A 24,336-nucleotide genomic window follows, 5' to 3' on the forward strand; every position below is an offset into this window, starting at 1 on the left:
CTCTCCTTAGAATTGAGCGTACATCGGATCGACGGGCATGTATCCGGCTCCGTAGGCTCCGAACACGACGGTTGCCATGGCCAAGGCGCACAGCACCGCCCAGCGCAGCGGCACCCGTCCGCGACAGATCGTCTCGCTCGGCGATGCGCCGTGCTCGCGAGCGAGGCTCACGGCGACGATGACGATGAGCGCGCATCCGACAACGACGAAATCGGCCGCGTCCATGCCGACCGCCAGCGCCGTGCCATCAACCAGGGAGGCGAGCGAGAACCTTGTGAGGACGGCGCCGACCATCGAGAGCGCAGCCTGGGCGCTCGAAGCGCGGAACAGCATCTCTCCGGTGCAGATGACCGCGATCGTTCGGGCGATGCGCAGCCTGCGATACCATGCCGCATCCCGATCGATGCCGGCTTTCGCGCACAGCGCGGCCACGGTGGGCTCGATCGCGCCTCCGGCGAGTATGAGCACGAAATAGTACATGCCGAACAGAACGTATTGGGTTCCCGCCCCATGCCACAGCCCGTTTCCGAGCCAGACGAAAAACAACGCGATGGCGCTCGACGCGATCGATCCGTAGACGTTGCCGAGACGGCGCCGGGCGAATCTGCCGAATCGCTTGACGGGACCGGAGAGCGAGATCGGATAGAACACGTAGTCGCGCAACCAGGTTCCGAGCGTGATATGCCAGCGCTGCCAGAACTCCGAAGCCGTTTTGGAGAGAAACGGCTGACGGAAGTTCTCGGGCATCCTCACGCCGAACATCTGTCCTGTTCCGACGACGAAATCCATCGTGCCGGAGAAGTCGCAGTACAGCTGGAACGTGTAGAGCACCGCAGCGAGAGCGATCATGCCGCCGTCAAAGGAGGCGTACCCTTCGAAGACCGGTTTCACGAACGCGTTCAGCCGATTGGCGACGACCATCCGCTTCGCCAGGCCGTACAGAATGCGCATCGAGCCCTGAAGCAGGTTCTGCGCCGTCACGTCCGAGCCCGCCCACAGCTGCTCGGCGGTATCAGCGTAGCGGCAGATCGGGCCCTCGGTCATCTCGGGGAAAAAAGCCATGAACAGGGCGAGTCGGGCCAGATTGCGATCGGCTGGAATCGTGCAGCGATAGACATCGATGAGGTAGGAGGCCGCCTGCAGCGTGTAGAACGAGATGCCGATCGGAATGCCCACCGCCGGCACCACCCAGGGCACGCGGATGCCGAGTCCGGCGACGAGCGAGCCGAAGAATCCGAGGTATTTGACGGCGATCAGCGCGCCGAAGTTCGCCGCGACGCCGAGCGCGAGCCAGAAGCGCATGCGCCGCCGGTAGGCCCTCTTGATCGCTCGTCTGTCCGCGCCCGCGCGCTTCATCGCGGCGCGTCGGCGCCGCTGCAGCGCTCCGAGCCGCAATCCGAGTGCCCAGATCGATACGGTCGAGCCGAGAAGAAAGACGATGAGGTCGCCGCTGATGCTCCAGAAGAACACGTAGCTCGCCACGAGCAGCACGATCCAGCGGGCACGCCGCGTGGTGAGGCGGTAGACGAGAAGGGTGGCGGGCAGAAAGATCGCGAGCACCGCCACGGAGAAATAGGATGTCATGTGTTCGGGCCTACAGATCCTCTTCGCGCAGTCGCTGTACCATCTTCCAGATCGCATCGAGTGAGTTGAAATTATCGGTGACGATCTCGACGGCGGGAATCACGATGTCAAACGTGTCCTCCAGCTCTGAGACGAGCGCGATGATCGTGAGGGAGTCGAGCGTTCTGCTGTCGACGAGATCGGTGCGCCCGCGATAGTCCTGACCGGGCTTGAGTTCTTCTAGAATATCCAGTATCGCGTCCATGTGCTCTCCTTCTTGTCGTGACGATCGGGTTCGATCGTCAACTCCGTTACTGATGACGTTCAAGCTCGGATGCGAGGCCCCCCGGAGCGTTCAGCACGTCGGTTCGCATCCTCTCGCGCGCGAGCCGGGGTGCTCCATCGACGCCCAGCAGCACCACCGCCGGAAGATCCCGACTGAGGAACAGTGACATCCCCTCCGTGACGCAATAGGCCCCGGCTGTCTCGAACGCGAGCACGCGGCCCACATCGAGCCCCTCCACGGGCAGCTGCTTGGCGAGGATGTCGTTGATCGTGCACAGCGCGCCGCAGATGTTCCACGGCTGCGCCTGCTCGGCCCCGCTGCTCCCCGCCGCTCCGAGCAGGCGCACGGGAGGCTGTCTCATCGCCATGGAATGGCCATAGTAGACGAGCTGGTGCATGCCGCCGTCCACGATGGCATAGCGCTGGGAGGCGTTGACCTTCGTGTCGACGACGCTCGTGAGATAGGTCCCGCAGGACGCCGCGATGGATCGACCGATCTCCAGCGTGATGCGGCCGCCGAACGCCATGCCCCTCAGCATGTCCCCCAGCTCGGCGAGAAGCGCCGTCTCGTCGAACCTGTCGGCCTCGAAATAGCTGACCGGCAGACCCGGTCCGTATTCGAGTTCGCCGGGGGCCCATCCGTGCTCATCTACCAGCTCGGCGACAAGTCGGTCCAGTCGGTCCAGCTCGCGTCCGATGCGGCGAAGGGAGGTCTTCTGGGTGCCCGAGAAGAACTGTATCCCCAAAAGCTCCACGCGCTCATCTTCGGCGAAGCGATCGACGGCGCGCAGGATCTCGGAGCGATCGAGCCCGAACTGGTTGCCGCTCGTGAGGCGCAGCAGCACCGGAGCGCGCACGCCCGCCGCGGCGGCGGCGTCGGCGATGAGCTCGAGCTGCGAGCTCGACTCGACGGTGAGCGCCGCGGGCATCGCAGGGCCGGCCAGCGCGTGCTCGACGGTGGCGGCATCCTTGTAGACCCCGGAGATGACCATATCGCTCGCGGGCGCACCGACTGCTTCGCAGATGGCGAGCTCGCCCGGCGAGCAGACCTCGAAGCGCTCCACCGAGCCGGCGAGGCCGGGCACGATGAACGTGTTCGCCTTCACGGCGTAGCACAGATCGACGACGTCGGGCAGCGCCCGTCTCAGCGCATCCACCCGTGCCGCGAGCACCGCCTCATCGAAGATGTACAGCGGCGTGCCGAAGGCGGCCGCCAGCTCCAAAAGTCGGTCGTCACTCATGATCGCTCCTGTTCGATGCGTTGGCGATGCCTGCCAGGGCACCCGCCGGATCGGTGCGGCCCGCATGGGCGCGCCCCCCGCGTTCGCGGGACCGCGCCGCGCGCCGCGCGCTGCGCGCGAACTCCAGCAGGGCTGCGCGGTCGACCTTGCCGTTCTTCGTGAGCGGCATCGTCTCCACGCGGCTGATGGAGGTCGGCACCATGGGCGCGGGCAGATACGCCGCAATCGCCTCGCGCAGCGTCTCCGCGCGGGCATCGCCCTCAAAGAACGCGTGTATCTGCTTGAAGCGGGCGTTGTAGGCGCAGCGGCACCGCTCGACGCCGTCTTGGCGCTCGAACGCCGCATCGATCTCCTCGAGTTCTATGCGGTGCCCCTGATGCTTGATCTGGTTGTCCGCTCGACCGCAGAAGTACAGCTCGCCGTCAGCCGAGCGCCGAGCCAGATCTCCGGTTCGGTAGACGATCTCGGGATAGGCGCTCTGGAGCGGGTTCTGGATGAAGGCGGTCGCGGTGCGCGCCTCGTCGCCGTAATAGCCCAGAGCGACCGAGGTCCCGCCGACATAGAGCTCACCGACCTCATCGGCGCGCTCCACGGGCCTGCCGTTCTCGTCGAGCAGCAGCACCCGCCGGTTCGCGAACGGAGCGCCGAGCGGGATGCCCTCATCGTAGGATCGCGTTCGATCGACGACGTGGTACAGGCAGTTGCACGTGATCTCCGTGGGTCCGTACAGGTTCACGAAGAGGGCCTGCGGCAGGTGGCTCTGCCAGGCGCGCAGGTGCTTGAGCGGCATGACCTCCCCGCTGAACATGACACGGCGAACGCAGGGAAGCTCAGCGTAGTCGAGCCCGTGAAGGGTGCTCACCAGGCACAGCGCCGCGGCGGCCCAGATCATCGTCGTCACGCGATGGGCGCGCAGCGCGTCTATGAGGGCGGCGGGCTCGGAGAACAGCCGCCTGGGCAGCATGACGAGCGTGGCACCGACCGCCATCGAGCCGTAGATGTCCTTGACTGAGACGTCGAAGTCAAACGGAGCCTGATTGCCGATGATGTCATCGCAGGTGAGGTCGAAGGTCGATGTGAACTGAGTGATGAAGTCCACGAGCGCGCGATGGCTCACGACGACGCCCTTCGGCGTGCCGGTAGAACCCGATGTGAACAGAACGTAGGCCGGATCGGTGTCCAGACGCGCCGCCGCGGCGCGATCAAGCGCGCGCGGATCGAGCCGCCCGGCGAGCAACGCGCTGACGTCCTCGATCGCCTCGGCGGGAAAGGCGCTCTCCGCTGAGGGGCGCGTCCGCTCGTTCACGACGACCAGGCAATCCGAGAGCGTGGAGAACACGGCCCGGGCTCGCTCTGGGGGCGTGGTGGGATCGAGGGGGACATAGAAGCTCCCCGAGAAGAGCGCCCCGAGCATCGTCGAGAGAGCATCGATGCTCTTCTCCATGAAGACGATGACCGGGCGCGGCGCGCCGTCGCGAGCGAGCAGCGCGGAGCCGACGCGTCGGCTGCGATCGAGCAGCTCGGCGTAGGTGAGCGAGCCGTTCTCATCCACTGCGGCACGCGCGTCGGCGTGCCGCGTCGCGCTTCGCTCGAGAAATGTCAGTGCGCTTGATACCATGGGGAGCTACCGCCTAAGTCCGTACCGGTTATCATGATTGTCGTGAGGGTCATGTGAGGCAACTGAGACGTACTCATCATACGAGGCTCGTCTTAAGGCAGACTGAGTGGATCCTAAAGATTTCTTTATATGTCTCGATTCGCCTCGCTCGGCCGGCCTGCGATCCATGTGCCGTTCTCATCTGGATCCGACCAACCCGCTCGCCGGCCCCTCGGCTAGGGGGATCCTCACCAGGATCTCGGTGCGCCAGGGCGCGTGCGGCCGCTCGGCGATGGCGATGGTTGCCCCGTTCAGCTCCGCGCATCGTCTGGCTATCGCGAGCCCCAATCCGCATCCGCCCCCCGGCGTGCGCGCCGTGTTCTCGGTCACGAAGGGCTCGAAGGCGCGCTCCGCTATATCGGGCGGAATGCCCGCGCCGTCATCGGCGACGCTCAGCTCGGCATATGCGCCCTGCTGTCTCAGGCTCACGAGGATTTGCGTACCGGCGGGGTTGTGGGCGCACGCGTTCGCGATCAGGTTCAAGAGCATGTGCCCTATGAGCTGCGCGTCGACGAATGCCGCCATCTCGTGATCGGGCAGCGAGATATCGAGCGAGCAGGCGGACTGCTCGACCTGGGCGTCAGCCTCCTCGCCGATGCGGCGAATCAGCTCACCGAGGATCTCGCGCTTCATCTGGGGCCGGTACTCGGGGTGCTCCATCTTGGCGTAGGCGAACAGGTCGTCGATCATCTCGGCGGCGTCTACCGCCTTGTCGCTGATGGCGGAGAAGTACGCGCGCCGCCTGTCGGCCGGAACCCGATCGTCCAGAAAGGCCCGGGCGTATCCGCGTATCACGGTGAGCGGCGTCTTGAGATCGTGCGAGATGTCCGTGATGAGACGCTGGCGCTCGTCATGTGCTCGCTCGACCTGCCTCATGAGCTCGACGAAGCTGTCGTAGACCGGAACCAGCTCGGTGGGGATCCCCTCTCGGTCGACCAGAGAGACCCTCTGCGTGCGCCACGCTCCGATCGCCCGGTCGAGCGGCCGGGTCGCACGCCTGATCTGGTGGGCCATACACCATCCGGCTCCCGCGGTGGCGGCGAGAAACAGCGGGGCGGCGAAGATCCACACGCGGTTCGCCTCGGCGACGACGCGCGCGTAGGCCGCATCGCTCACCAGCGGGGCGATGAGCACGAGGGTGCGCGCCTCGCCGCTGGCGGTTCGGTAGTCATAGCGCTCGACGGACATGCTCGTGTTGTAGATGCCCTTGATGAAGTCGAATTCCTGTTTCTTGAGGGCGCGCCGTCCCTGGAACAGCGAGCCGCCCAAGATGTTGAGGTCGCTGTCCAAGGTGCAGCTCGATTTGATGCGCTTCATGTAACCTGCATCGAAGGTGCAGCTCAGAATCGTGTAACCGTCATCTCCGTCAGCCCTTCCAGAGAATACCTCGTAGAACGTTCGCTGGTCGTAGTCGTTGATGACGGATAGCTCATCGGGACTGATCTGCCTGGCGATCCTTCTGCTCGATGCGTACAGCCTGCCGCCGTCCGCGTCGAAGATGACGATGTGACATCGGGCCAGAGCGGTGTCCGAAAGCTCCTCGAAATCGTCGCGCGCCAGCGCGGAGCTGTGGGCGAGCACGGTGGACATAGAGGGAAACGCGTTGTCGAACATCGAATTGCGCACCGAATCGACCGCGAAGAGCAGAGCTGCGATCACGAGCGCATAGAGCAAGACGCTCGCCAGGCATCGCATGGCCAGACTCGCCTTGGCGGCACCGAGCGCCCGGGCGATCCCGCTGCGCGCCGAGCGCCAGCTCATCTGGCGGCCGCGGAGCCGCCCCCGCGGCCCTCGGGCGGCTCCGCTAGCCTTCAAGGCGGTAACCCAGCCCGCGGACGGTCTTGATGAAGCGCGGGCTCAGCGGATCGTCCTCGAGCTTCGCTCGGATGTTCGAGATGTGGACCATGACGCTGTTCGCCCCGCTGTCGCAGGGACGGCCGTTCACGCAGGCATAGAGCTGGGCCTTTGTGAAGATGCGGCCCGGACGTGACATGAGAGCCGCGACGATTCTCAGCTCGGCTGCGGTCAGCGCGATGGGTTCGCCGCCCTTCGCCAAGCACAGGCGCTCGGTGTCGAACTCGAGATCGCCCACCTGAATGCGGCCATCGCCTCTGCCGGAGAGGCTCTGCGTCGCGTGGCCATGGGAGCCTCCGCGCCTCAGGACCGCGCGGATGTATGCGGTGACCTCCAAGGGGTCGAACGGCTTGGTGATATAGCCGTCGGCGCCCGCATCGAGTCCGATGATCTTGTCAGCCGCCTCGGCGCGCGCGGATATGATGATGATGGGGACCTGGCTTTCGGCGCGCGCGGCCTTGATGAGGTCGTATCCGTTCATCTTGGGCATCATGATGTCAACGAGCGCGACGGCCACCTGCTCCCGACGCAGAATCTCAAGGGCATCGGCTCCGTTGCGCGCGGCGCGCACCTCGTAGCCGCTGCCTCCGAGATACAACGAGAGTATCTCGATGATGTCCCCGTCGTCCTCGGCGATGAGAACGGTGTCCGCCACAGATGTGCACCTCCCCGTACCGCTTGCGCATGCAAGAGCTGCTCTACATTCTAGTCGCCGGGCGCACCTGAGATCGGCGCATACATGTATTTGACAAGTTCCCTGCAATCGAGTGGGCCTCGCATGCGCTATCGTATGCGAGGATGGAGCCGCAGACGAAAGTTCGGAGGTCATCATGAACGAGATCAAGTGTCCCAAGTGCGCGACGGTGTTCCAGGTCGACGAGAGCGGTTACGCCGCGATCGTCAAGCAGGTGCGCGATCGGGAGTTTCTGCGGGAGCTGGAGGCGCGCGAGCAGGCTCACGAGCGCGAGGAGAAGCAGGCGGCCGAGCTCGCCGCCGCCTCCGCGAAATCCGAGCTCGAGCGCATCGTGGCCGCGCGCGACGCCGAGCTCGCGCAGTTGAGGGAACGCTTGAGCGCAACGCAGACCGAGCGGCAGCTGGCCGTCGCGCAGGCCGTCGGCCGAGCTGAGCGAGCGCGCGACGAGATCGCCGCCGCACTCGAGCGCGAGAGGATCCAGCGCACCTCGGATCTGCGCGAGGCGGCCGCCGCGCTCGAGCGCGAGCAGGCGCGGCGCGCCACCGAGATCGAGCAGGTCAAACGCACCAGCGAGGAGATGGTGCGATTCAAGGACGAGGAGATCGAGCGCCTGCGCGACATGAGAGCGCGCCTCTCAACGAAGATGGTGGGGGAGAGCCTGGAGCAGCACTGCGAGACGGAGTTCAACCGGCTCCGCATGACCGCGTTTCCGCGAGCCTACTTCGAAAAGGACAGCGAGGTGGTCGAGGGCACGAAGGGAGACTACATCTTCCGAGAGCTCGACGACGACGGCACCGAGATCATCTCGATCATGTTCGAGATGAAAAACGAGATCGATACCACGGCATCGAGGCATAGAAACGAGGACTTCTTCCGCAAGCTCGATCAGGACCGAAAGAAGAAGGGCTGCGAGTACGCGATCCTGGTCAGTCTGCTCGAGCCGGACAGCGAGCTGTACAACGCCGGCATCGTGGACGTGTCCTATCGCTTCCCCAAGATGTATGTCATCCGGCCGCAGTTCTTCATCCCGATGATCACCCTGCTGCGCAGCGCAGCGCTGGGCGCGCTGGCCGCCAAGCGCGAGCTGGCCGCCGTGCGACAGCAGAACATCGACGTCACCACATTCGAGCGGAAGGTGAATGACTTCAAGGACGGCTTCGCGAAGAACTACGAGCTCGCGAGCAGAAAGTATCGAAGCGCGATCGATGAGATCGATAAGACGATCGATCACCTGAACAAGGTGAAGGACAACCTGATGTCCTCCGATCGCAATCTGCGGTTGGCCAACGACAAGGCCGAGCGCCTCACGATACGCCGGCTCACGCGGGGCAACGAGACCATGAAGAAGAAGTTCGAGCAGGCCCGCGGCGACGAGGTCGACGCGTCCGAATAGCTCAGCGCCACCGCGCCCGGGCCCGTCGCCCCCGCACGATGAAGCGCATCGACGCGAGGCTCGCGAGCTCGACCGCCCGCGGTCCGCGAGCTCGCCTTTGCTCCATGCGGATCCGTGTGCTATCCGCGTGTCGCTTGACGCGGCCTCGCCGCGGGGAGCCGCGCGCGGGTGTATCACAGATAGGAAACGTTTCACACCGCAGATTGGATGAGCATGAGATCGCACACGACCGACCGCCCGATGTCCTTCGATCCGATTCCGACCGCCGTGGCCTGCGCGGCGTTTTTTCTGGCCTGCATGGACGTGCTCATCACCAACATCGCGCTGCCCACGATCAGCTCCGAGCTGGGCGGTGGCATGGCCGCTCAGCAGTGGATCGTGGACGGTTACACGCTGCCGTTCGCCACGCTGCTGCTGCTCGCGGGCAACCTGTCGGATCGCTTTGGGGCCAAGCGCATCTTTCTCGCCGGGACCGTCGGCTTCGCGCTGAGCTCGCTGGTGTGCGCGCTGGCGCCCACCGTCCAGATCCTCATCGGCGGACGTCTGCTTCTGGGCATATCGGCGGCGCTCATCCTGCCCTCCTCGATGTCGATCATCAACGAGGCATACAGTCGCGAACACGATCGCTCGCTCGCGCTGTCGATCTGGGGCATCGGGGGCTCGGCTGCGACCGCGTGCGGACCTCTGCTCGGAGGACTCCTCGTGCCGATCCATTGGAGTCTCGTGTTCGCGATCAACGTGCCGGTCTGCATCGTGCTGCTGGGGCTGTGTCGCGGCCTCAAGCGCTCGCCGTCGGTGAGCGTTCCGTTCGACTTCATCGGGCAGGTGCTGGCCATCATCGGGCTGGGCTGTCTGGTCGGTGGCATCATCGAGGGCGGCTCGATCGGATTTTCCGATCCGCTTCCGGTCGGGTTGCTGGCCGTCGGCGTGATCGGCGTCGCGGCGTTTCTCGTTTCGCAGACGAGGGTGGCCCATCCCATGATGCCGCTGGGTCTGTTCGGACCGCATGGGATGCGCGTCGCGCTTCTCGGCGGCTTCGTCATGATCCTCAACTGGAACGGCGTGGTGTTCATGTGCACGCTCTTCCTGCAGCAGCAGCTCGGGCTGTCACCGCTGGCGAGCGGCCTCGTCTTCGTTCCCACCGCTTTCATCTCGGCCGCCGGCAATCTGCTCGGCGCCCGTCTCTCCAACTGGCGCGGCATCAAGTTCACGATGATCGTCGGCGTGAGTCTCATGGCTGTGGGCTTCGCGGCGCTTCTGGCCTGCTCCCGGGCGCTGGGCGCTCTCGAGATCGCCGCGGCGGTCTCGCTGGTGGGCATCGGCAACGGCATCTCGGCGCCTGCCTTCGCCAACCTCGTGCTCACAAGCGCGCCGTCCTCGGAGGCCGGTATCGCCAGCGCGATGTTCAACATGCTCAGACAGGTGGGCGGCGCGATCGGCATCGCGGTGTTCGGTGTGCTCGCGACCGCGTTCTCGACGTTTGCCGTGGGACTTTCGGCATCGTTTGCGATCTCGTTTCTTATGGTGGCCGTGCTGATCGGCTACATCGCTCGCTCGCCGGTGGGGGCCTCGCGCAGACGTCGATCCTGACGCTGGTCCTGAGAAAGACTTGATTGCATACGGAAGGCAGGAAAAGCTTTTGTGCTTATGCATCGCCATGCCGATCTGTGTTCATGCGCCATGGTAGTTTGGTTCTATACGTGCCGGAAGCGCTGAGTGTCAAAGGAAGAGGACATGACAGGCGAGCGTTTTCCGTTTCATGAGTTCTTCGCGGGCTCCGGCCTGGTGGGCTGCGGGCTGGCACCTTGGTTTCGCTCCGTGTGGGCCAATGATATCAGCGAGCGCAAAGCCGCCGTGTATCGCGCCAATCTGGATCCGTCGGTTCTGCACGTGGGAGATATCTCGCGCGTGAGCGGAGCGGATCTGCCCGCGGCGTCTCTCTCTTGGGCGTCCTTTCCCTGCCAGGACCTGTCCCTGGCCGGGAATATCGATGGGATCTATTCCGATCGCTCCGGTTCGGTCTGGCAGTGGCTGAGGGTCCTCGATGAAGTCGGCGAAGACCCTCCTGGCGTGATCTGCCTGGAGAACGTCGCGGGTCTCGTGAGCGCGCACGGCGGACGCGACTATCGGTGCCTGCACGCCGCTCTCGTCCGACGGGGCTACTCCGTCGGGGCGCTTCTGATCAACGCGGATCGCTTCGCCCCCCAGTCGAGGCCGCGCGTGTTCGTCGTCGGGACGAGGGGCCGGATACCTGAGGTCCTGCTCGGCGATGGCTGCTCATGGGCGCATCCGGCCGCTCTGGTCGGGCTCGGCGAGGCGATCGAGGGCTTCACTTGGTGGAGCCTTCCCGAGCCGAGAGGGCGGACCGCGTCGCTGGAGGACATCGTCGACCCGGATGCTCCCTTTGACAGAGACGATGTGCTGGCGCTCATTCCCGATTCCCATGTCGCGAAGCTCAGCGCCTCACGGCAGCGCTACGCGACCGGCTACCGGCGCACGAGAGCCGGCAGGCAGGTTCTCGAGCTGCGATGCGACGGCACCGCCGGCTGCCTGCGAACGCCCTCGGGGGGCTCTTCGCGTCAGTACCTCATCGCTTGGGACGGCGAGGGGATGCGCGCCCGTCTGCTGACGGTACGGGAGGTCGCGCGCCTCATGGGTGCGCCGGAGGGGTACAGACTGCCGGGATCCTATAACGACGGATATCTCGCCATGGGCGACGCCGTCGTCCCCGTGGCACGCCACTTGGCGAACAACCTTCTCTCAAAGCTTGTCGAGGCAGCTTATGCGGTGGGATGAATTGGATGACTTCCGCCATGCCAACGGGATAAAGGGCAAGGGTGCTTTGGCACTGATGGTACAGATCACGAGGGCATTCTCCGAGGATTCGCTTCCCATCGATCCGCGCGAATACGTGACCGGAAGACAAGGGCAGGTCGACGGCTTGGGGGAGGGGAATCTAAGGAAGATCCTCAAGGAGCATGACATCACACGGCAACTAGCCAAGGAGGCGGGCCGCACCGATTATACAACGGCATCATCGATGACTTCGAAACAGACCCGAGCTTGCATATCGAGTATGACGGCTGAGCCGAACAAGGAGCGCTCTGCGCTATCGCGCGCGACCGCACCGTGACCGGAGGTGCGGTCTGTCGTCGGCCCCGATGCGGAATCCGAGGGCGCCCGGGGTAGTTACGCGCGATAGCACCATGTTGGAGCCCAACGGGATCAGGTTTACAGCAGCTGTCCGCCTGCGTCTATCTTGGCATGAAAAGACATGCTGTCCGCTCGCCATATCATTGTCGAGAATGCGACCGGGTGATCGTCTTGAAGCAGATAGCGCAGATCAAGCGAAAATGTTGGACCGCCGCTGATATATGAAAGCTGCTTCGCTTCCTCTGGTGTGGCTGCTGTCGAGTGCAGGGTCAGGTCGGTGGTGAGATTGGTCATGCCGTATCTTCTGAGCACCCGGGCGATGCTCACGTTTTCCGTCAAGGAGATGAACAGGTTCGGAAGCTGCTCTTCGCCCCCGTATACCACCTCGATAGCCCGAGGAGCATCGTCGACCATGATCAGACGCTCGATCTGCTGGACAGCGGACTGTTCGGGAAGTCGAAGCTGTCTGCATATCGTCGGAGAAGCTTCGACTGTTCCGCACGAGAGAATGCGTATGGCCGTCGTCGGGCCCAATTGCGAAAGATCGGACATGTCGATGAGCAGCGCGGATCGTTTTGAAGCGAACACCTGAGATAACGTGACGAAGGTGCCTGTTCCACGGATTTTGATGAGAAGGTCTTCCTCGACGAGAAGCTCAATTCCTTTTCGAATGGTCGATAGACTGTATCCGTATTGTTTGGCGAGCTCTCTTTCGGTGGGGAGACACTCACCGTCGTGCAGGGCTCCGGTGATGATCTTCTGCCGCAAGTCGTTCTTCACGATCTGGTAGAGAGGCATCGGTTTTGAGCGCTCGTTGCAATTTTCCATATTGATGTCGATTCTCGCGTTTCCAGAGGATGCTTATGCCTGCTGACGATTTCCATGGCCATGTTGAGTATATCGTACGCATGGTTCGACCGCATCGAGAGCACCTCGGGTATCGGCAAGAAGCTGTTGTGGCTAGCGCAGGTCGCGGTTTTGATGTCATCTTGCCCCGAATCGGGCCGGGGCACCGCTCACGTCGACTGCGTGCATGAGGGTGCATCCCCATCTCTTCCCCTCGGATTGGTGCATCGCAATACGCGGAGCGGCTTACTGATCCCGTAGCGGTCACGTGCGTATTTTCAACTGGTATCGCTTGATTACCGTTTACCAGATAAAATCAACCGTTCATAGAAGATTGATCATATTGATAACGAATATAGTATGATCTATTAGCGTTCAAAAGCGCAGTGACGAGGAGAACCATGTACTCAGAACTCAACGCAGCTGTTCGTTTGCATCTACTTCGGCATGAAAGACCAAGTTGTCGGCTCGCCATGTCATCGTTGAGAACGCGATTGTCTGGCATAGCCGTTGACGATGGCAAATCTCGAATGAGAAGGTGGGACCACCGATGACATAGGAAAGCAAGGTGGCCTCTTCTGATGTTGCAGCCGATGAGCGGAATGTCAGATCTGAGGTGAGAGCGGCCATGCCGTAGTTCTCGAGTGCCCGCTCGATGCTGGCGTTCGAAGACAGGTGATCAAACAAATGGGGGAGCATCTCTTCGGTTGCGTATACCACTTGGATTGCTTGAGGCGCGTCGTCGACCATGATCAACCGGCCGATCTGCTGAACAAGGGTCTGACGAGGAATACCCAGCCGTTTGCATATCGTGTCAGATGCCTCGATGGTGTTGTAAGACAGCATACGGATGGACGTTTCATCATTCTGAGGCGAGAGTTGGCAGAAATCGATACGGAGCTCTGAGCCCTTCGACCCGCCTGGAGGGGAGAACGTTACAAAGGTGCCGTTTCCTCGAATTTTGATGACGAGGTCCTCTTCAGCAAGAAGTTCGATGGCAGTTCGAATGGTCGCCCTGCTGTACCCGTACTGATTGCAAAGTTCCTTCTCCGTCGGAAGGCAGACGCCATCTCGCAGTGCTCCGGTGATGATCTTCTGCCGCAAGTCGTTCTTCACGATCTGATAGAGAGGTAGAGGGGTGATCCGCTCGCTATGGTTCTTCATGTGCATGCCGTCCTCCGTGCGCCTAGAAAGCGCGAATGTCTCGCAAGCGAGTGTAATTACGAAGTTGAGTATAACGTAGGTGCAGCTCATGCGTATATGTCGTATGAACCGTTGTCGTCGCCAGCGGAGACAGCGGTCCCGGTGTCATCTCGGCTCGAAGCGCAGCTCTGTGGCACTCGAGCAGGACAGCTGGTAGATCACCGGCAAGACGTTCGCTCAACGCTTCATCGTCGGATCGGGAAAGCGCATCAACGATCTCGTGGAGGCGGCCTTGCGCTGCGTGGGCGCGCAGCCCCCTAGCTCTCGGCCTTCTCAGGGTGCCCGTGCTCCTTCTGCCATCGATCCCAGGTGGAGTAGCAGATCGCGGCTCGCTGGTCCTCCTGCGGGAAGCGCTTCTTCTCGTTTCTCGTGACGGTCTCCATGCAGCGTGAGATGTAGGTGTCCTTCTTTTCGTTTGCGCGCGGGTCCGGTATCGGCATGATGGCTCCAATCTTTCTCGGTGCGGGGCTCGGAAGCCTCGTTGCGGCTCCTCGGACTGACATCCGCATGGCCACGTTGTGGGCTATGCTTATACCCGAGCGAACAGCCTCGTGTGGAGACGAGGCGTCCGAGATGGAAGTGGTCTGGTCATGGCTGGAGAGGCGATCGAGATACCCCGCTCCGAGGATCCGATATCGGTCGAAGGGCTCCGGCTCGCGCGCACCGAAGATCTGCCCGAGGTTCGCGCCCTGTTTCGCGAGATCCTCGCCGATTTGGAGCAGCGCGCCCTGCCGGTCTGGGATGAAGACCATCTCGCGCACGTTCTCGAGAAGGATATCTTCAACAACCCGGCCATCAACTTCTACCGACGCAACGGATTCACGAGGGTCCCCGGTGTCTTCGTCCGCGCGATCGACGGCGAGTTCGTGCTCACCGAGCTTCCCTATGAGAGGCGGCTCTGAGGATCGCCCCAGCGAGCCCGGAAGGGTTCTCCCAGGCCATCGAGTGGCCCGCGTTCGGAACTGTCTCGAGCGCCACCCCGTGGGCGGCAAGCGCCGCGCGCTCATCTTCTGAAGGCGTGTTCGCGCCGAAGATACAGGCTGAGGGGATCGGCAGGCAATACAGCGCATCGCGCCAGGAAGGATCGCCGCCCGCGGCGCCGCTGCAGGCGAAGCGATGCAGCGCCGCGGGGTACCAGCGGGCGGCCGTCGCCGCCCACATCGTGTTTCCGTCGCGAAGGCTCGCCTCGATCAGCTCGCGAAAGCCGCGCTGGACGAAGGTGCGCTCCGATGCGCTCGCGATGGCGCGGCTCGTCGAGCCCTCGCCGCTCGGATCGAGATTGGGCTCGGTCAGGATGAGCCGCATGATCGCGTCGGGTCGCAGCGCGGCGAGCTCGATCGCGACCGGGCCGCCCAAGCTGTGTCCGATCGCGATCACCTCGTGCAGGCCGAGCGTGTCGATGAAGCGGCTCAGGTAGCGCGCGTGCGAGCTCACCCGGTAATCGAAGTCGGCGGGCGCGTCGCTGTATCCGGCTCCCAGCAGGTCGACGAGGATGCGCCGATGGCCTGCGAGCGCGGGCTGCGCGGCGACCTCCGTGTTATCGAAGGATCCGGCGCATCCCAGACCGTGGATGAAGAGCAGCGGCCGTTCCGTGCCGGGAAGATCCTGATAGCGCATACGGCATCCCAGCGCTTCGATCAGATGCTCTCTCATAGGTGTGCTCCCTTCCCCTGCGCCCGACCGGGCCGATAGATCGCCTTGCGTCCGGACATCCATCTTAACAGCTTGACATCGCCGCCGCTGTTGTCTATGATCTCGCGCAGAGTACGAGACGCGTACGAAGGGGCGCACCACCTTGGGTGCGGCGTTCCTCGTGCGCGTTTTTTCTTGCGCCGCCGGGCTGCGGCGGCGCGCTCGGAAGGGAGGAAGGTATGGCGCAGGTCAACGGCGTGGCGCGCGCGGATGTCATCGGGATGCCGCTCGACGAGCTGCTCGCCGCCGAGGGCTACGATCCGTGCCGCGTCGCGTGCGAGGCGGACGGCGAGATCGTCGCGCGCGCAAACTACCACGCGCATCGGATCGCCGCCGACGAGCAGCTGGAGATCGTCAGCTTCGTAGGGGGTGGTTGATATGAATCGCGCGCAGGAGGTGCTCGCGGATCGCATCGGCCGGGAGCCCGCCGAGCGGCTGGCCTGCGCGCGCGTGGGCATCGCCGGGCTCGGTGGGCTGGGCTCAAACATCGCCGTGCATCTCGTGCGCAGCGGTGTGGGGGCTCTGCATCTGGTCGATTTCGACATCGTGGACGAGAGCAACCTGAACCGGCAGCACTACTTCCGCGACCATCTCGGCATGCGCAAGACCGAGGCGCTCGCCGAGCAGCTGCGTCGCATCAATCCGGACGTGGAGCTCGACCTCGACGCGGCGCGGATCGATGCGGACAACGCCGTCGCGCTCTTCGCGGACGAGCGGATCGTCTGCGAGGCCTTCGATAAGCCCGATGCGAAGGCGCTGCTCGTCAACGCGTTGCTCGCCGAGGCGCCGCAGACCGTCGTGATCGCCGCGAGCGGGGTCGCCGGAGCGGGGCCGGCATCAGAGGTCGCGACCAGGCGGCTCTCGCCGCGCTTCTACCTGTGCGGCGACGGCACGACCGACGTCGCGAGCGGCACAGCCCTCTTTGCGCCCCATGTGGCGCTGTGCGCCGCGCAGCAGGCTCTGGTCGCGGTGCGGCTCATCCTGGGCTTGGAGCAGGCTCCGGCGTGAGGCGGCCAGAGACGCCGGACTCGGCGGGAATCTCGCGGACGCGCGATCGGCTCGGAGCAAGAATTCGGCAGGAAAGCGGTGTGGCAACATCGCAGACGATGACAGGAGCATGGACCATGACAGACATGAAGACGGGCGCGCCGGCGCTCGAGCAGGACAGTTGGCAGATCGCGGGCAAGACGTTCACCTCGCGGTTCATTCTCGGCTCCGGAAAGTACAGCAACGAGCTCGTGGAGGCGGCCGTGCGATGCGCGGGCGCGCAGATCGTGACCGTCGCGGTGCGCCGCGCCGGGGCGACAGGAGCCGGCGGGATCCTGGAGGCTATACCGGCGGGCGTGACCGTTTTGCCCAACACGTCGGGCTCAACGACAGCCGAGGAGGCCGTGCGCACCGCTGCGCTCGCGCGCGAACTGGGTTGCGGCGACCTCGTGAAGCTCGAGGTCATCCCCGATCCGAAGTACCTCATGCCCGACAACGCCGAGACCGTGCGCGCATGCGCGTCGCTCGTGGAGCGCGGTTTCACCGTGCTGCCCTACGTCTATCCCGATCTCAACACGGCGCGCGAGCTTGAGGCGGCTGGGGCAGCCGCTATCATGCCGCTCGGCTCGCCCATAGGCTCGAACCGTGGTCTGCTCACGCGTGAGTTCATCCGCATCATCATCGACGAGATCAACCTGCCCGTCATCGTGGACGCCGGGCTCGGCCGCCCCTCGGAGGCATGCGAGGCGATGGAGATGGGTGCGACGGCGTGCATGGTGAACACCGGCGTCGCCACGGCCGGCGATGTGGCGCGCATGGCTTGGGCGTTCGGCCGCGCGATCGAAGCGGGCCGTCAGGCCCGCCTGGCCGGACCCGGCCGCGTGCTCGACCGCGCCTCGGCGTCTTCTCCGATCACCGGCGTCATCACGAACCAAGCGCGATGACGTCCATCGCCGCGACGGCGACCTGTCAGCTCGGAGAGCCCGCACGCTCCGACCCGCCCTTCGCGAGCGGGTTCGCCCGCGTCGCGCTCACCGATCGCGTGCACTGCGCCCGGCCGCTCCCCGAACAGGTGCTCCGTATCGCCGGGCGCATCGACGCCATCGTTGTGCGCGAGCGCGATCTGGATGATGACGCCTACGAGCGTCTCGCCCGCGCGGTCGCCGCCGCGTGCGACGAGGCCGGTGTCGCCCTCATCGTCCACGGCAGACCCGCGGTGGCGCGAAGGATGGGCTTGAACGCGGTCCACCTTCCGTTGCCGCAGCTGGTCGAGCAGGGCAGACCCGCGGGAATCGCTTGGGTGGGCACCAATGTCCACGAGCCCGATGAGGTCGAGCTCGCGCAGCGATCGGGAGCCGACTACCTCATGGCGAGTCCGATCTTCAAACCCTCCTGCAAGCCCTTGGCAGCTGCGCGCGGCCTCGAATTCCTCGAGCGGGTCCTTGCCTGCGCGCGGTTGCCCGTGCTCGCGCTCGGCGGGATCGACGACGCGGCCGAGCGCGCCGTGCGCTCGACCGGAGCGGCCGGAGCCTGCAGAATGAGTGGCTATATGCTGCTGTGAGCCGGAGGCGCGCGAAGACCGCACGTCTCCGCGCTTTGATGGGGCCCGGCGGAGCGCCCGAGCGCCATTTCCCGCGAGACTTGACGGCGCCCCAGCGAAAGACCTAGCATTCTCGAAACATATGGGCAGGCTAGGGGGTCCAGATGACATCTGCAGACGAGCAGCCGCTTCTCGATGCGTTTGATCTTTCGATTCGCTACGGGCGCGCTTTGGTGTGGAACCATGTCGATATAGCACTGTATCCCGGTGACATCGCCTTTCTCGTCGGTCCCAATGGATCCGGCAAGACCACGCTGCTCAAATGTCTCGCGGGTTGGATGCGACCTGCCAGTGGTGAGATCCGGGTGCTCGGAGAGACGCTGACCGGTCGTTCCGCGCGTCTTCGCGGCGCGATCTCGTTTGTCAGCGACGTGCCGGCGTTCTATGACGATCTCACGGCGCGCGAGCACATCGAGTTTTTGTTGCGGGCAAACCGGGAGGAGGGGCGCAGAGCCGAGGCCGAGGAGATGCTCGAGGCATTCGGGCTCACCGGCTCATGCGATGCCTACCCGAGCGCGTTCTCGCGCGGCATGCGCGAGAAGCTCGCGCTTGTGATCTGTCTCATGACGCATCCCCGCCTGCTGCTGCTCGATGAGCCCACCGGGCCGCTCGATCCGCAATCATGCGAGCTTTTTGGCCGCTACGTCAAGAAGGCCGCTGAGATGGGCGCCGCCGTGCTGATGAGTTGCCATCACGACCTGCCTCATGTCAGTGCCGACGTGGTCTACGAGCTGTCCGGCGGTCACGTTCGCATTCTCGATCATGAGTAGCGTCTCGATGGATAGAATCCGTCTGCTCATCTGGCTCCGGCGCCGGCACCTGCGGACCGCGGTGACGTTTTGGAGCACCGCGCTCGGCGTCGATCTCGAGGAGCGACCCGATCTGATCGATCGCCTCTACCGCGCGTATCTGATCATCGCGCTCGGCGGGTGGGCCATCATGTCTTGGTCTGCACTGCGCGCCGCCGTCGAGGCCGCAGCGGTCGCGGCCCCATCGTCCCTGTTCCAGATGCTCTCGATAACAGCGCTCGGCGTACCTTGGATCGCGCTTTTCATCGCGACGATCGCCGGGCTGATCCGATCGCCGCTCAAGCTCATCGATGCCGACATCACGTTTCTGGTGTCTTCCGGGTTCTCGATGCGATCTATGGCCGTCCTTGACGTCCTTGAGACGGCGGGGGCCGTCGCGATCGTTGGATTCGTCGTGATGTTCATGCTGGGCTTCGGGTTCGAGGCCGCCGGTTACGGCATCTCGGCGGGCGCGCTCGCCTCAGGCTTGGCGATCCAGACCGCCGCAGCCGTCTCGATCGGTCGCTCTTTCGGCTACGCCAGGCTCTCCATCGCGGGCGCGCCCGTCGTCCGCACGCGCATCAGCCGCGTCGCGTGCTCGATCGGCGTCATAGCGATCGAGATCGCACTCGCTTGGGGCGCATGGAACCTGTCGGGCCTGGGGGGCGCTGCGTCCGCGTCGCGCCTGCTCGGTGTCGTGAGCGGCGCGCCCGCCCTCGACGCCGCGCTCGTCGTCGCGGCCGCGGCGGCCGCGGCGGCCGGTTCCGTGTCGATCGACGCCGTGCGCGTGATCGAGGACAGCGGGCTCTACGCCGCTCTGTTCGGCGTTCGCCGTCTGGTCTGGCTCGATTCGATCGCCTACCACGATATCCGTCGCCGCCTGCGCATCGCGCGCCGTTCCCATCTGCTGAGGGTTCGGTTTGCCGCCGGGGCGGCGGCACCGCTGTCGCGGGCCGTCTTCGCCCATATACGACAGTATGAGAGCATCATTCGCCTGTTGCTGCTGGGGGCGCTCGAGGTGCCCCTCGGCGCGCTTCTGCTCGCTCGGCCCGTTCCCGCGCCTCTGCTCGTCGTCTGGGGATTGCAGCTCATCTATGCGGTTCCGCTCGTTCGCGAGCTGGGGCTTGCGTTTCGCGCCGATATGGCAGTGAGCATAGTCCGCCAGGCTCTGCCCTTCTCAGACGCTCGGCTGGCCCTGATCGATGCGGTCCCCGCCGTCTCGTTCACCTGCCTGTGCTCCGTCGCGTCGCTGCTGATGATCGCCGCTGTCGGCCACGTCGGGATCTCACTTGCTCAGGTTCTGGTGGCGCCGCTCATCACCGTGGCCCTCTCGCTTGCCGCGGCGTTTGACGGCGTTCAGATCACGCTGCGGCGCATGCGCATGTCCTGTCTGGTCGGCACTGCCTTGCTGGTGATATGTGCCGGGTTGCTCGCGCTCTTCGGAATCGCTCCGCTTCTGTGCGGTCTTGCCGGTCTCGATATCGTACTCATGGCGCTTCTGGCGCGCCGGTCCAGCTGATGGCCGTCGCGCCTAGCAGACTCGCCTGCACCAGCTGAGGGCAGCGTGCATCGCACAGTGTTTCTCCGAGTATGTTACCTTTGTGGGAGCAGAGGGGATTTGTATCAAAATCTATACCAACTTGCCCTCCGGGTAATATAGTTAATTGCCAAGGTGGTTGTTCATTTGTCGTGAATTTGTCATTTAAGCAGGTGAAACCATGATATGGCGATTTGCTCGAGTAGCGCTGAGAGGGTTTTGTTGCGCATGCGGGAACGGTTGGATGCAAATGTTAAATGTATATAACGCCATATAAATGATACTATAACTGTTTCATTTTAGTTCAGGTATTCGATACGGTGCGCTCGCGAGGCCGTCGACAGAAGGTTGGGGAGAAGGATGCACAGATCTGCACGCTACATAGCCCATAGGATCGTGGCGCCGCTTGCATGCGCCCTGCTCTTTCTGCTCATCTTGATAGTCCCCAACGTCTGGGCGGACAGCTCCTCGGCCGCGAAGGCCGATCAGATCTCGCGAGGCGAGGAGGCCACCGTGGACCCCCATCACGACGGGGACAAGAAGAGCGGCGACGCCGACAAGACCGACAAGTCCCACGAGGGCAAGAAGACCGACGAGGACAAGAAGGCCGACAAGGGCAACAACAAGGGCGAGAAAGCCGACAAGGATAAGAAGGCCGACAAGTCCGACAAGGATAAGAAGGCCGACAAGTCCGACAAGAGCAAGAAGGCCGACGAGGACAAGAAGGCCGACAAGACCGACGGGGACACTTCAGTTGCTCCCGCGCCCGACCCCCGCGATCCGGCGCAGCGGGACACCAGCGGATCGGGTGGCGTCAATGACCGAGAAAAGAAAGATTTTACGAGCTACATCACCATCGGCGATAAGCAGGTCGAGTGTGCGTTTCAAGAGACAATAGATAAAGATGAGGACGGCAAGATTACTGCAGACCATGTTGCAGTCTGTTCTGGCAAAGGTGGTATAGCAGCAATCAACACGGCGCTCAGCGGGGATGTTTTCATTCCAAAAACAGTTACGGCTATTGAGGATGGCACAAGCTATACCGTCGATACGATAGGCAACTACGCATTCTATAAATGCACGAGAATCACGAGCACTGGGCTGCTGAGCTTTAAGAGCAAGAGTCTCGAAGGCGCCACGATAAGATCGATCGGGAGCAACGCCTATTGTGGCTGTCAAAACCTTCGGTCTACCGACCTGAAGGACAGCGGGGTCGAGGAACTCGGGGAATACGCCTTCGGCAACTCGGGAGTAACGGCCACAGGTCTCGCGGACAACGAGACGATCAAAACGCTCCCCGGCTATGCGTTCTATGGCTGCGGGAGCCTCGAAAGCACCGATCTGGAGACAAGCAAGGTGACAAAGATTGTTGGATGGTATACGTTTGCATCGTGCCCGCGGCTGAAGGATACCGGTCTCGCTGGCAACACATGTTTGGAGAGCATTGAGCAAGGCTGTTTCTCTTCGTGCATAGCCTTGACGGAAACAGGCTTGGCTAAGACGGGTAATGGTCGCGAAGGCAATAACAAGCTGACATTACTCCCTAAACAAGTTTTCGATAACTGCCCCAAACTCACCTCTACCGGTCTCGCTGGCAACACGGCGATCGAAACTATCGGAGATGATGCGTTTGCCAGCTGCTATCAGTACGACAAAGCCACCGGGGCCGAAATCGGCCTCAAGAAGACAGGACTGGAGAATAACAGCAAGGTCACCAAAATCGGAGCTGATGCATTTCTATTCGATAAATTGCTCGAAAGCACCGGTCTGGAGAATACCAGCTCCGAAGAGGAGGGTACCGGCTGCAAAGTCAGGTGGGTCGGAGACTACGCCTTTCAGGGTTGTTCCGCTTTGCGCTCGACCGGATTGGCGAAAAATAGAACGGTTGAGACCCTCGGAAAATACGCATTTGCTCAAACAGGCGTCACTTCGACGGGCTTGGGGCAGAATCCATACGACCCCGACGACCCCAAAGACTACAGGCATATAACGGAGCTCGAGAAGGCTGTGTTCTCAGGGTGCGGAAGCTTGACCGACACCGGTTTGGCCACCAACACGCATATAAAGACGATCGGAGAGAGCGCGTTTGCAGGTTGTTATTCTACGAACTTGAAGACCTCGACCGGACTCGCGACGACCGGACTCGCGACGAATCACACCGTCGAGACGATCGGCAAGCAGGCTTTTCTCGGCGATGTGCTTTTAGGTACAGTCAACAAAGATGATAAAAATGAGAACCCTGGCGATCTGGTGCTCAACGGCTGCGAGGGGAGGCTCAGCATCGGGGAGCAGGCGTTCTCGGGGGCACCGAAATATACATCAGTCTACATCCTGTGCGAAAAAGAAAACTTGAAAATAGGCAAAAGGGCATTCGACTACGATATCGATAGTCGAAAGACGTCGCAGTCATACATCCCAAATCTCTACGTGTCAGCCTCATGGAAGGACACTACAAACTACAGCTTCGGTGAGGGGCAAGACAAATCATCGTATAGCGTCGATGCTTATGCAGGCTTCCCGAGGCTCACCATCATGAATCCCCTCTACGGGATGCACGCGGTGCGAATCTCGAAGACGTCCGACGTCGAGCTCTCATACTCCTACAACCTGAACAGCAACGTGAGCGTGAGCTACCGCGATGCCGGTAACGCGGTCGTCGTCGACTCGTTCAACGTCAAGCTGGATCCTAAAAAAAACCGTGGTTCAGGGAAGCATACAATCGTCTATGATTCCTCCAGCAAGACCAACCTTCCCTTTGGCGCGACCACTATCGTGGTGACCCTGACCCTCCCCAATGACGGGCACATCACCTACCCGGCTGGGGCCAAGTCGCATTCTTACAATGGCGACACCGCAGGATCTCACGAACGTGACCTCGACCCTGTGACCTTCGAGATCAACTTCGACGGGAACGGCGGTAAGACCGACGATGGAAAAAAAGCAGACTCCGTCACGAAGACAGAAGTCCCTTATGGGAACAGAAAGATCGACGATGTGCTCGGCGTCGAGTTCAAGCGAGGTGATGATGAGTTCTTGGACTGGATTGAGACCGCGGGCCAAAGCGAGAACCGGCTCTGGCCGGCCCAAGCTGAGGTGGCCGGTATGTGCAACATCCAAGACGGATCGGTGACACTCAAGGCCCGATGGAAATCCGAGTCGGCCGTCGGTCTGAGAGTGCTGAGCAAGAAGAAGACGGATGACCCGCTGGGCAAGGTGAGCTATGTCATCAGCAATTCGTCGGACGAGAGAGACGCTCCAACTGGCCTGGACGACCTCTACACCGACGATAAAGAGATCAACCGGGTCACATGGCCGCTTGTATCGGACGAAGAAAGCGGCCTCACCCCCACCGTCTACTGGCTCGACCCCAAGGCGGACGGGCCCAAAACCGAGGACGAATCCAGAACCTACTATCTGCACGTCGCCAGTGTGCCCGCAGGCTACGATGCGCCCTCCGAGGCCACTAAAATCGTCGTGAGCAGCAATGGCGTCAAGGTCAACGATGAGGATGCGACTATCACAGACGATCGCATCTTGGATCTGTCCATCTCATACGGGAAGGCACCCAACCTGCCGGGCACGGGATGGTTCACCGGCGCTGCGACCCTGGCCTTGGCGGAGGCGGGCGCCTCGATAGCCGTGCTGTCGATCTTCGCGGTGACGATGTGGCTCATGAGACGCAACAGCACCTGCTGAGAGCCGAGGCGCGCACCCCGATAGTTCTCAATAATCGGAGGATCAGCGCTCCGGAGCCGACGGAAGGGAGGATGCGGTCGATGGCCCCGGTGCCGTTGGCGCAGCCCGTCTCGAGGCCATCAGAAGAGAAGACCTCGGGGCGATTGA

Annotated in this window: 22 protein-coding genes; 12 read left to right on the plus strand and 10 right to left on the minus strand. The window is 62.9% G+C overall.

What is annotated here, in order from left to right; translation table 11 throughout:
• Positions 1-6: 6 nt before the first annotated feature.
• The 6 genes from CORGL_RS02275 to CORGL_RS02300 all read right to left on the minus strand — a co-directional run bounded on the left by CORGL_RS02275 (position 7) and on the right by CORGL_RS02300 (position 7,255).
• Entirely contained in the window at positions 7-1,584 is a 1,578-nt protein-coding gene (locus tag CORGL_RS02275) for an MBOAT family O-acyltransferase (RefSeq protein WP_013708305.1), read from the minus strand.
• A gap of 10 nt (positions 1,585-1,594) precedes the next feature.
• Entirely contained in the window at positions 1,595-1,828 is a 234-nt protein-coding gene (locus CORGL_RS02280; RefSeq protein WP_013708306.1) for a phosphopantetheine-binding protein, read from the minus strand.
• Positions 1,829-1,874: 46 nt separating this feature from the next.
• On the minus strand, positions 1,875-3,089 hold the full coding sequence (locus CORGL_RS02285; RefSeq protein WP_013708307.1) for a diaminopimelate decarboxylase family protein: 1,215 nt from the start codon (positions 3,087-3,089) through the stop codon (positions 1,875-1,877).
• Positions 3,082-4,707, minus strand: a complete 1,626-nt coding sequence (locus tag CORGL_RS02290) for an amino acid adenylation domain-containing protein (protein ID WP_013708308.1) — start codon at positions 4,705-4,707, stop codon at positions 3,082-3,084. Before CORGL_RS02290 ends, CORGL_RS02285 begins: the two co-directional genes overlap by 8 nt.
• A gap of 177 nt (positions 4,708-4,884) precedes the next feature.
• Positions 4,885-6,507: a sensor histidine kinase gene (locus CORGL_RS02295; protein ID WP_049777666.1), complete on the minus strand. Its 1,623-nt coding sequence runs from the start codon at positions 6,505-6,507 to the stop codon at positions 4,885-4,887.
• Between the two features lie 43 nt (positions 6,508-6,550).
• Positions 6,551-7,255: a response regulator transcription factor gene (locus tag CORGL_RS02300; RefSeq protein WP_013708310.1), complete on the minus strand. Its 705-nt coding sequence runs from the start codon at positions 7,253-7,255 to the stop codon at positions 6,551-6,553.
• Between the two features lie 175 nt (positions 7,256-7,430).
• On the opposite strand from CORGL_RS02300, the gene CORGL_RS02305 reads away from it, so the two are divergent.
• The 4 genes from CORGL_RS02305 to CORGL_RS02320 all read left to right on the plus strand — a co-directional run bounded on the left by CORGL_RS02305 (position 7,431) and on the right by CORGL_RS02320 (position 11,820).
• Positions 7,431-8,687, plus strand: coding sequence for a DUF2130 domain-containing protein (locus CORGL_RS02305; protein WP_013708311.1), 1,257 nt, complete (start codon positions 7,431-7,433; stop codon positions 8,685-8,687).
• Positions 8,688-8,900: 213 nt separating this feature from the next.
• A complete protein-coding gene (locus CORGL_RS02310) occupies positions 8,901-10,277 on the plus strand; it encodes an MFS transporter (RefSeq protein ID WP_013708312.1) in 1,377 nt (458 codons plus the stop codon).
• A 144-nt stretch (positions 10,278-10,421) separates the two neighbouring features.
• Positions 10,422-11,483 (plus strand): DNA cytosine methyltransferase, encoded by a 1,062-nt coding sequence (locus tag CORGL_RS02315; protein ID WP_013708313.1) that lies wholly within the window; start codon positions 10,422-10,424, stop codon positions 11,481-11,483.
• Positions 11,484-11,538: 55 nt separating this feature from the next.
• On the plus strand, positions 11,539-11,820 hold the full coding sequence (locus CORGL_RS02320; RefSeq protein ID WP_172633517.1) for a DUF4928 family protein: 282 nt from the start codon (positions 11,539-11,541) through the stop codon (positions 11,818-11,820).
• Between the two features lie 98 nt (positions 11,821-11,918).
• Here the strand turns inward: CORGL_RS02320 and CORGL_RS02325 are convergent, their stop codons facing one another.
• From CORGL_RS02325 to CORGL_RS02340, 3 genes are all read right to left on the minus strand, one after another.
• The gene (locus tag CORGL_RS02325) at positions 11,919-12,668 is read right to left on the minus strand and encodes a GntR family transcriptional regulator (protein ID WP_013708315.1); all 750 of its coding nucleotides are present in this window, start codon (positions 12,666-12,668) and stop codon (positions 11,919-11,921) included.
• Between the two features lie 432 nt (positions 12,669-13,100).
• The gene (locus tag CORGL_RS02335; protein WP_245526938.1) at positions 13,101-13,940 is read right to left on the minus strand and encodes a GntR family transcriptional regulator; all 840 of its coding nucleotides are present in this window, start codon (positions 13,938-13,940) and stop codon (positions 13,101-13,103) included.
• A gap of 206 nt (positions 13,941-14,146) precedes the next feature.
• A complete protein-coding gene (locus CORGL_RS02340) occupies positions 14,147-14,329 on the minus strand; it encodes a hypothetical protein (protein WP_013708317.1) in 183 nt (60 codons plus the stop codon).
• 150 nt (positions 14,330-14,479) lie between these two features.
• Here CORGL_RS02340 and CORGL_RS02345 point away from each other — a divergent pair, with 150 nt between their 5' ends.
• Positions 14,480-14,791: an N-acetyltransferase gene (locus CORGL_RS02345; RefSeq protein WP_013708318.1), complete on the plus strand. Its 312-nt coding sequence runs from the start codon at positions 14,480-14,482 to the stop codon at positions 14,789-14,791.
• Here CORGL_RS02345 and CORGL_RS02350 read toward each other — a convergent pair.
• Complete coding sequence (locus CORGL_RS02350) at positions 14,760-15,542, minus strand: alpha/beta fold hydrolase (protein WP_013708319.1); 783 nt, start codon at positions 15,540-15,542, stop codon at positions 14,760-14,762. The genes CORGL_RS02345 and CORGL_RS02350 overlap by 32 nt on opposite strands.
• Positions 15,543-15,760: 218 nt before the next feature.
• On the opposite strand from CORGL_RS02350, the gene thiS reads away from it, so the two are divergent.
• The 7 genes from thiS (at position 15,761) to CORGL_RS09315 (ending at position 24,189) form a co-directional block, all read left to right on the plus strand.
• Positions 15,761-15,958, plus strand: a complete 198-nt coding sequence (thiS, locus tag CORGL_RS02355) for a sulfur carrier protein ThiS (RefSeq protein WP_013708320.1) — start codon at positions 15,761-15,763, stop codon at positions 15,956-15,958.
• 1 nt (position 15,959) lies between these two features.
• On the plus strand, positions 15,960-16,589 hold the full coding sequence (gene thiF / locus CORGL_RS02360) for a sulfur carrier protein ThiS adenylyltransferase ThiF (protein ID WP_013708321.1): 630 nt from the start codon (positions 15,960-15,962) through the stop codon (positions 16,587-16,589).
• A gap of 116 nt (positions 16,590-16,705) precedes the next feature.
• Positions 16,706-17,512: a thiazole synthase gene (locus tag CORGL_RS02365; RefSeq protein WP_013708322.1), complete on the plus strand. Its 807-nt coding sequence runs from the start codon at positions 16,706-16,708 to the stop codon at positions 17,510-17,512.
• The gene (locus CORGL_RS02370) at positions 17,509-18,129 is read left to right on the plus strand and encodes a thiamine phosphate synthase (protein WP_013708323.1); all 621 of its coding nucleotides are present in this window, start codon (positions 17,509-17,511) and stop codon (positions 18,127-18,129) included. Before CORGL_RS02365 ends, CORGL_RS02370 begins: the two co-directional genes overlap by 4 nt.
• 143 nt (positions 18,130-18,272) lie before the next feature.
• The gene (locus tag CORGL_RS02375) at positions 18,273-18,938 is read left to right on the plus strand and encodes an ABC transporter ATP-binding protein (RefSeq protein WP_013708324.1); all 666 of its coding nucleotides are present in this window, start codon (positions 18,273-18,275) and stop codon (positions 18,936-18,938) included.
• 7 nt (positions 18,939-18,945) lie between these two features.
• The gene (locus CORGL_RS02380) at positions 18,946-20,475 is read left to right on the plus strand and encodes a hypothetical protein (protein WP_013708325.1); all 1,530 of its coding nucleotides are present in this window, start codon (positions 18,946-18,948) and stop codon (positions 20,473-20,475) included.
• A 378-nt stretch (positions 20,476-20,853) separates the two neighbouring features.
• Complete coding sequence (locus CORGL_RS09315; RefSeq protein WP_013708326.1) at positions 20,854-24,189, plus strand: leucine-rich repeat domain-containing protein; 3,336 nt, start codon at positions 20,854-20,856, stop codon at positions 24,187-24,189.
• The last annotated feature ends 147 nt before the right edge of the window (positions 24,190-24,336 follow it).

It is taken from the genome of Coriobacterium glomerans PW2, from assembly GCF_000195315.1.
GTDB classification, from domain to species: domain Bacteria; phylum Actinomycetota; class Coriobacteriia; order Coriobacteriales; family Coriobacteriaceae; genus Coriobacterium; species Coriobacterium glomerans.

Coding starts and splice junctions, on each gene's coding strand:
- CORGL_RS02320 (WP_172633517.1), top strand. CDS start 11,539: ATGGTACAGATCACGAGGGCATTCTCCGAGGATTCGCTTCCCATCGAT.
- CORGL_RS02370 (WP_013708323.1), top strand. CDS start 17,509: ATGACGTCCATCGCCGCGACGGCGACCTGTCAGCTCGGAGAGCCCGCA.
- CORGL_RS02310 (WP_013708312.1), top strand. CDS start 8,901: ATGAGATCGCACACGACCGACCGCCCGATGTCCTTCGATCCGATTCCG.
- thiS (WP_013708320.1), top strand. CDS start 15,761: ATGGCGCAGGTCAACGGCGTGGCGCGCGCGGATGTCATCGGGATGCCG.
- CORGL_RS02365 (WP_013708322.1), top strand. CDS start 16,706: ATGACAGACATGAAGACGGGCGCGCCGGCGCTCGAGCAGGACAGTTGG.
- CORGL_RS02375 (WP_013708324.1), top strand. CDS start 18,273: ATGACATCTGCAGACGAGCAGCCGCTTCTCGATGCGTTTGATCTTTCG.
- CORGL_RS02305 (WP_013708311.1), top strand. CDS start 7,431: ATGAACGAGATCAAGTGTCCCAAGTGCGCGACGGTGTTCCAGGTCGAC.
- CORGL_RS02315 (WP_013708313.1), top strand. CDS start 10,422: ATGACAGGCGAGCGTTTTCCGTTTCATGAGTTCTTCGCGGGCTCCGGC.
- CORGL_RS02295 (WP_049777666.1), bottom strand. CDS start 6,507: ATGAGCTGGCGCTCGGCGCGCAGCGGGATCGCCCGGGCGCTCGGTGCC.
- CORGL_RS02340 (WP_013708317.1), bottom strand. CDS start 14,329: ATGCCGATACCGGACCCGCGCGCAAACGAAAAGAAGGACACCTACATC.
- thiF (WP_013708321.1), top strand. CDS start 15,960: ATGAATCGCGCGCAGGAGGTGCTCGCGGATCGCATCGGCCGGGAGCCC.
- CORGL_RS02275 (WP_013708305.1), bottom strand. CDS start 1,584: ATGACATCCTATTTCTCCGTGGCGGTGCTCGCGATCTTTCTGCCCGCC.
- CORGL_RS02285 (WP_013708307.1), bottom strand. CDS start 3,089: ATGAGTGACGACCGACTTTTGGAGCTGGCGGCCGCCTTCGGCACGCCG.
- CORGL_RS02350 (WP_013708319.1), bottom strand. CDS start 15,542: ATGAGAGAGCATCTGATCGAAGCGCTGGGATGCCGTATGCGCTATCAG.
- CORGL_RS09315 (WP_013708326.1), top strand. CDS start 20,854: ATGCACAGATCTGCACGCTACATAGCCCATAGGATCGTGGCGCCGCTT.
- CORGL_RS02335 (WP_245526938.1), bottom strand. CDS start 13,940: ATGAGCTGCACCTACGTTATACTCAACTTCGTAATTACACTCGCTTGC.
- CORGL_RS02345 (WP_013708318.1), top strand. CDS start 14,480: ATGGCTGGAGAGGCGATCGAGATACCCCGCTCCGAGGATCCGATATCG.
- CORGL_RS02290 (WP_013708308.1), bottom strand. CDS start 4,707: ATGGTATCAAGCGCACTGACATTTCTCGAGCGAAGCGCGACGCGGCAC.
- CORGL_RS02380 (WP_013708325.1), top strand. CDS start 18,946: ATGGATAGAATCCGTCTGCTCATCTGGCTCCGGCGCCGGCACCTGCGG.
- CORGL_RS02325 (WP_013708315.1), bottom strand. CDS start 12,668: ATGGAAAATTGCAACGAGCGCTCAAAACCGATGCCTCTCTACCAGATC.
- CORGL_RS02280 (WP_013708306.1), bottom strand. CDS start 1,828: ATGGACGCGATACTGGATATTCTAGAAGAACTCAAGCCCGGTCAGGAC.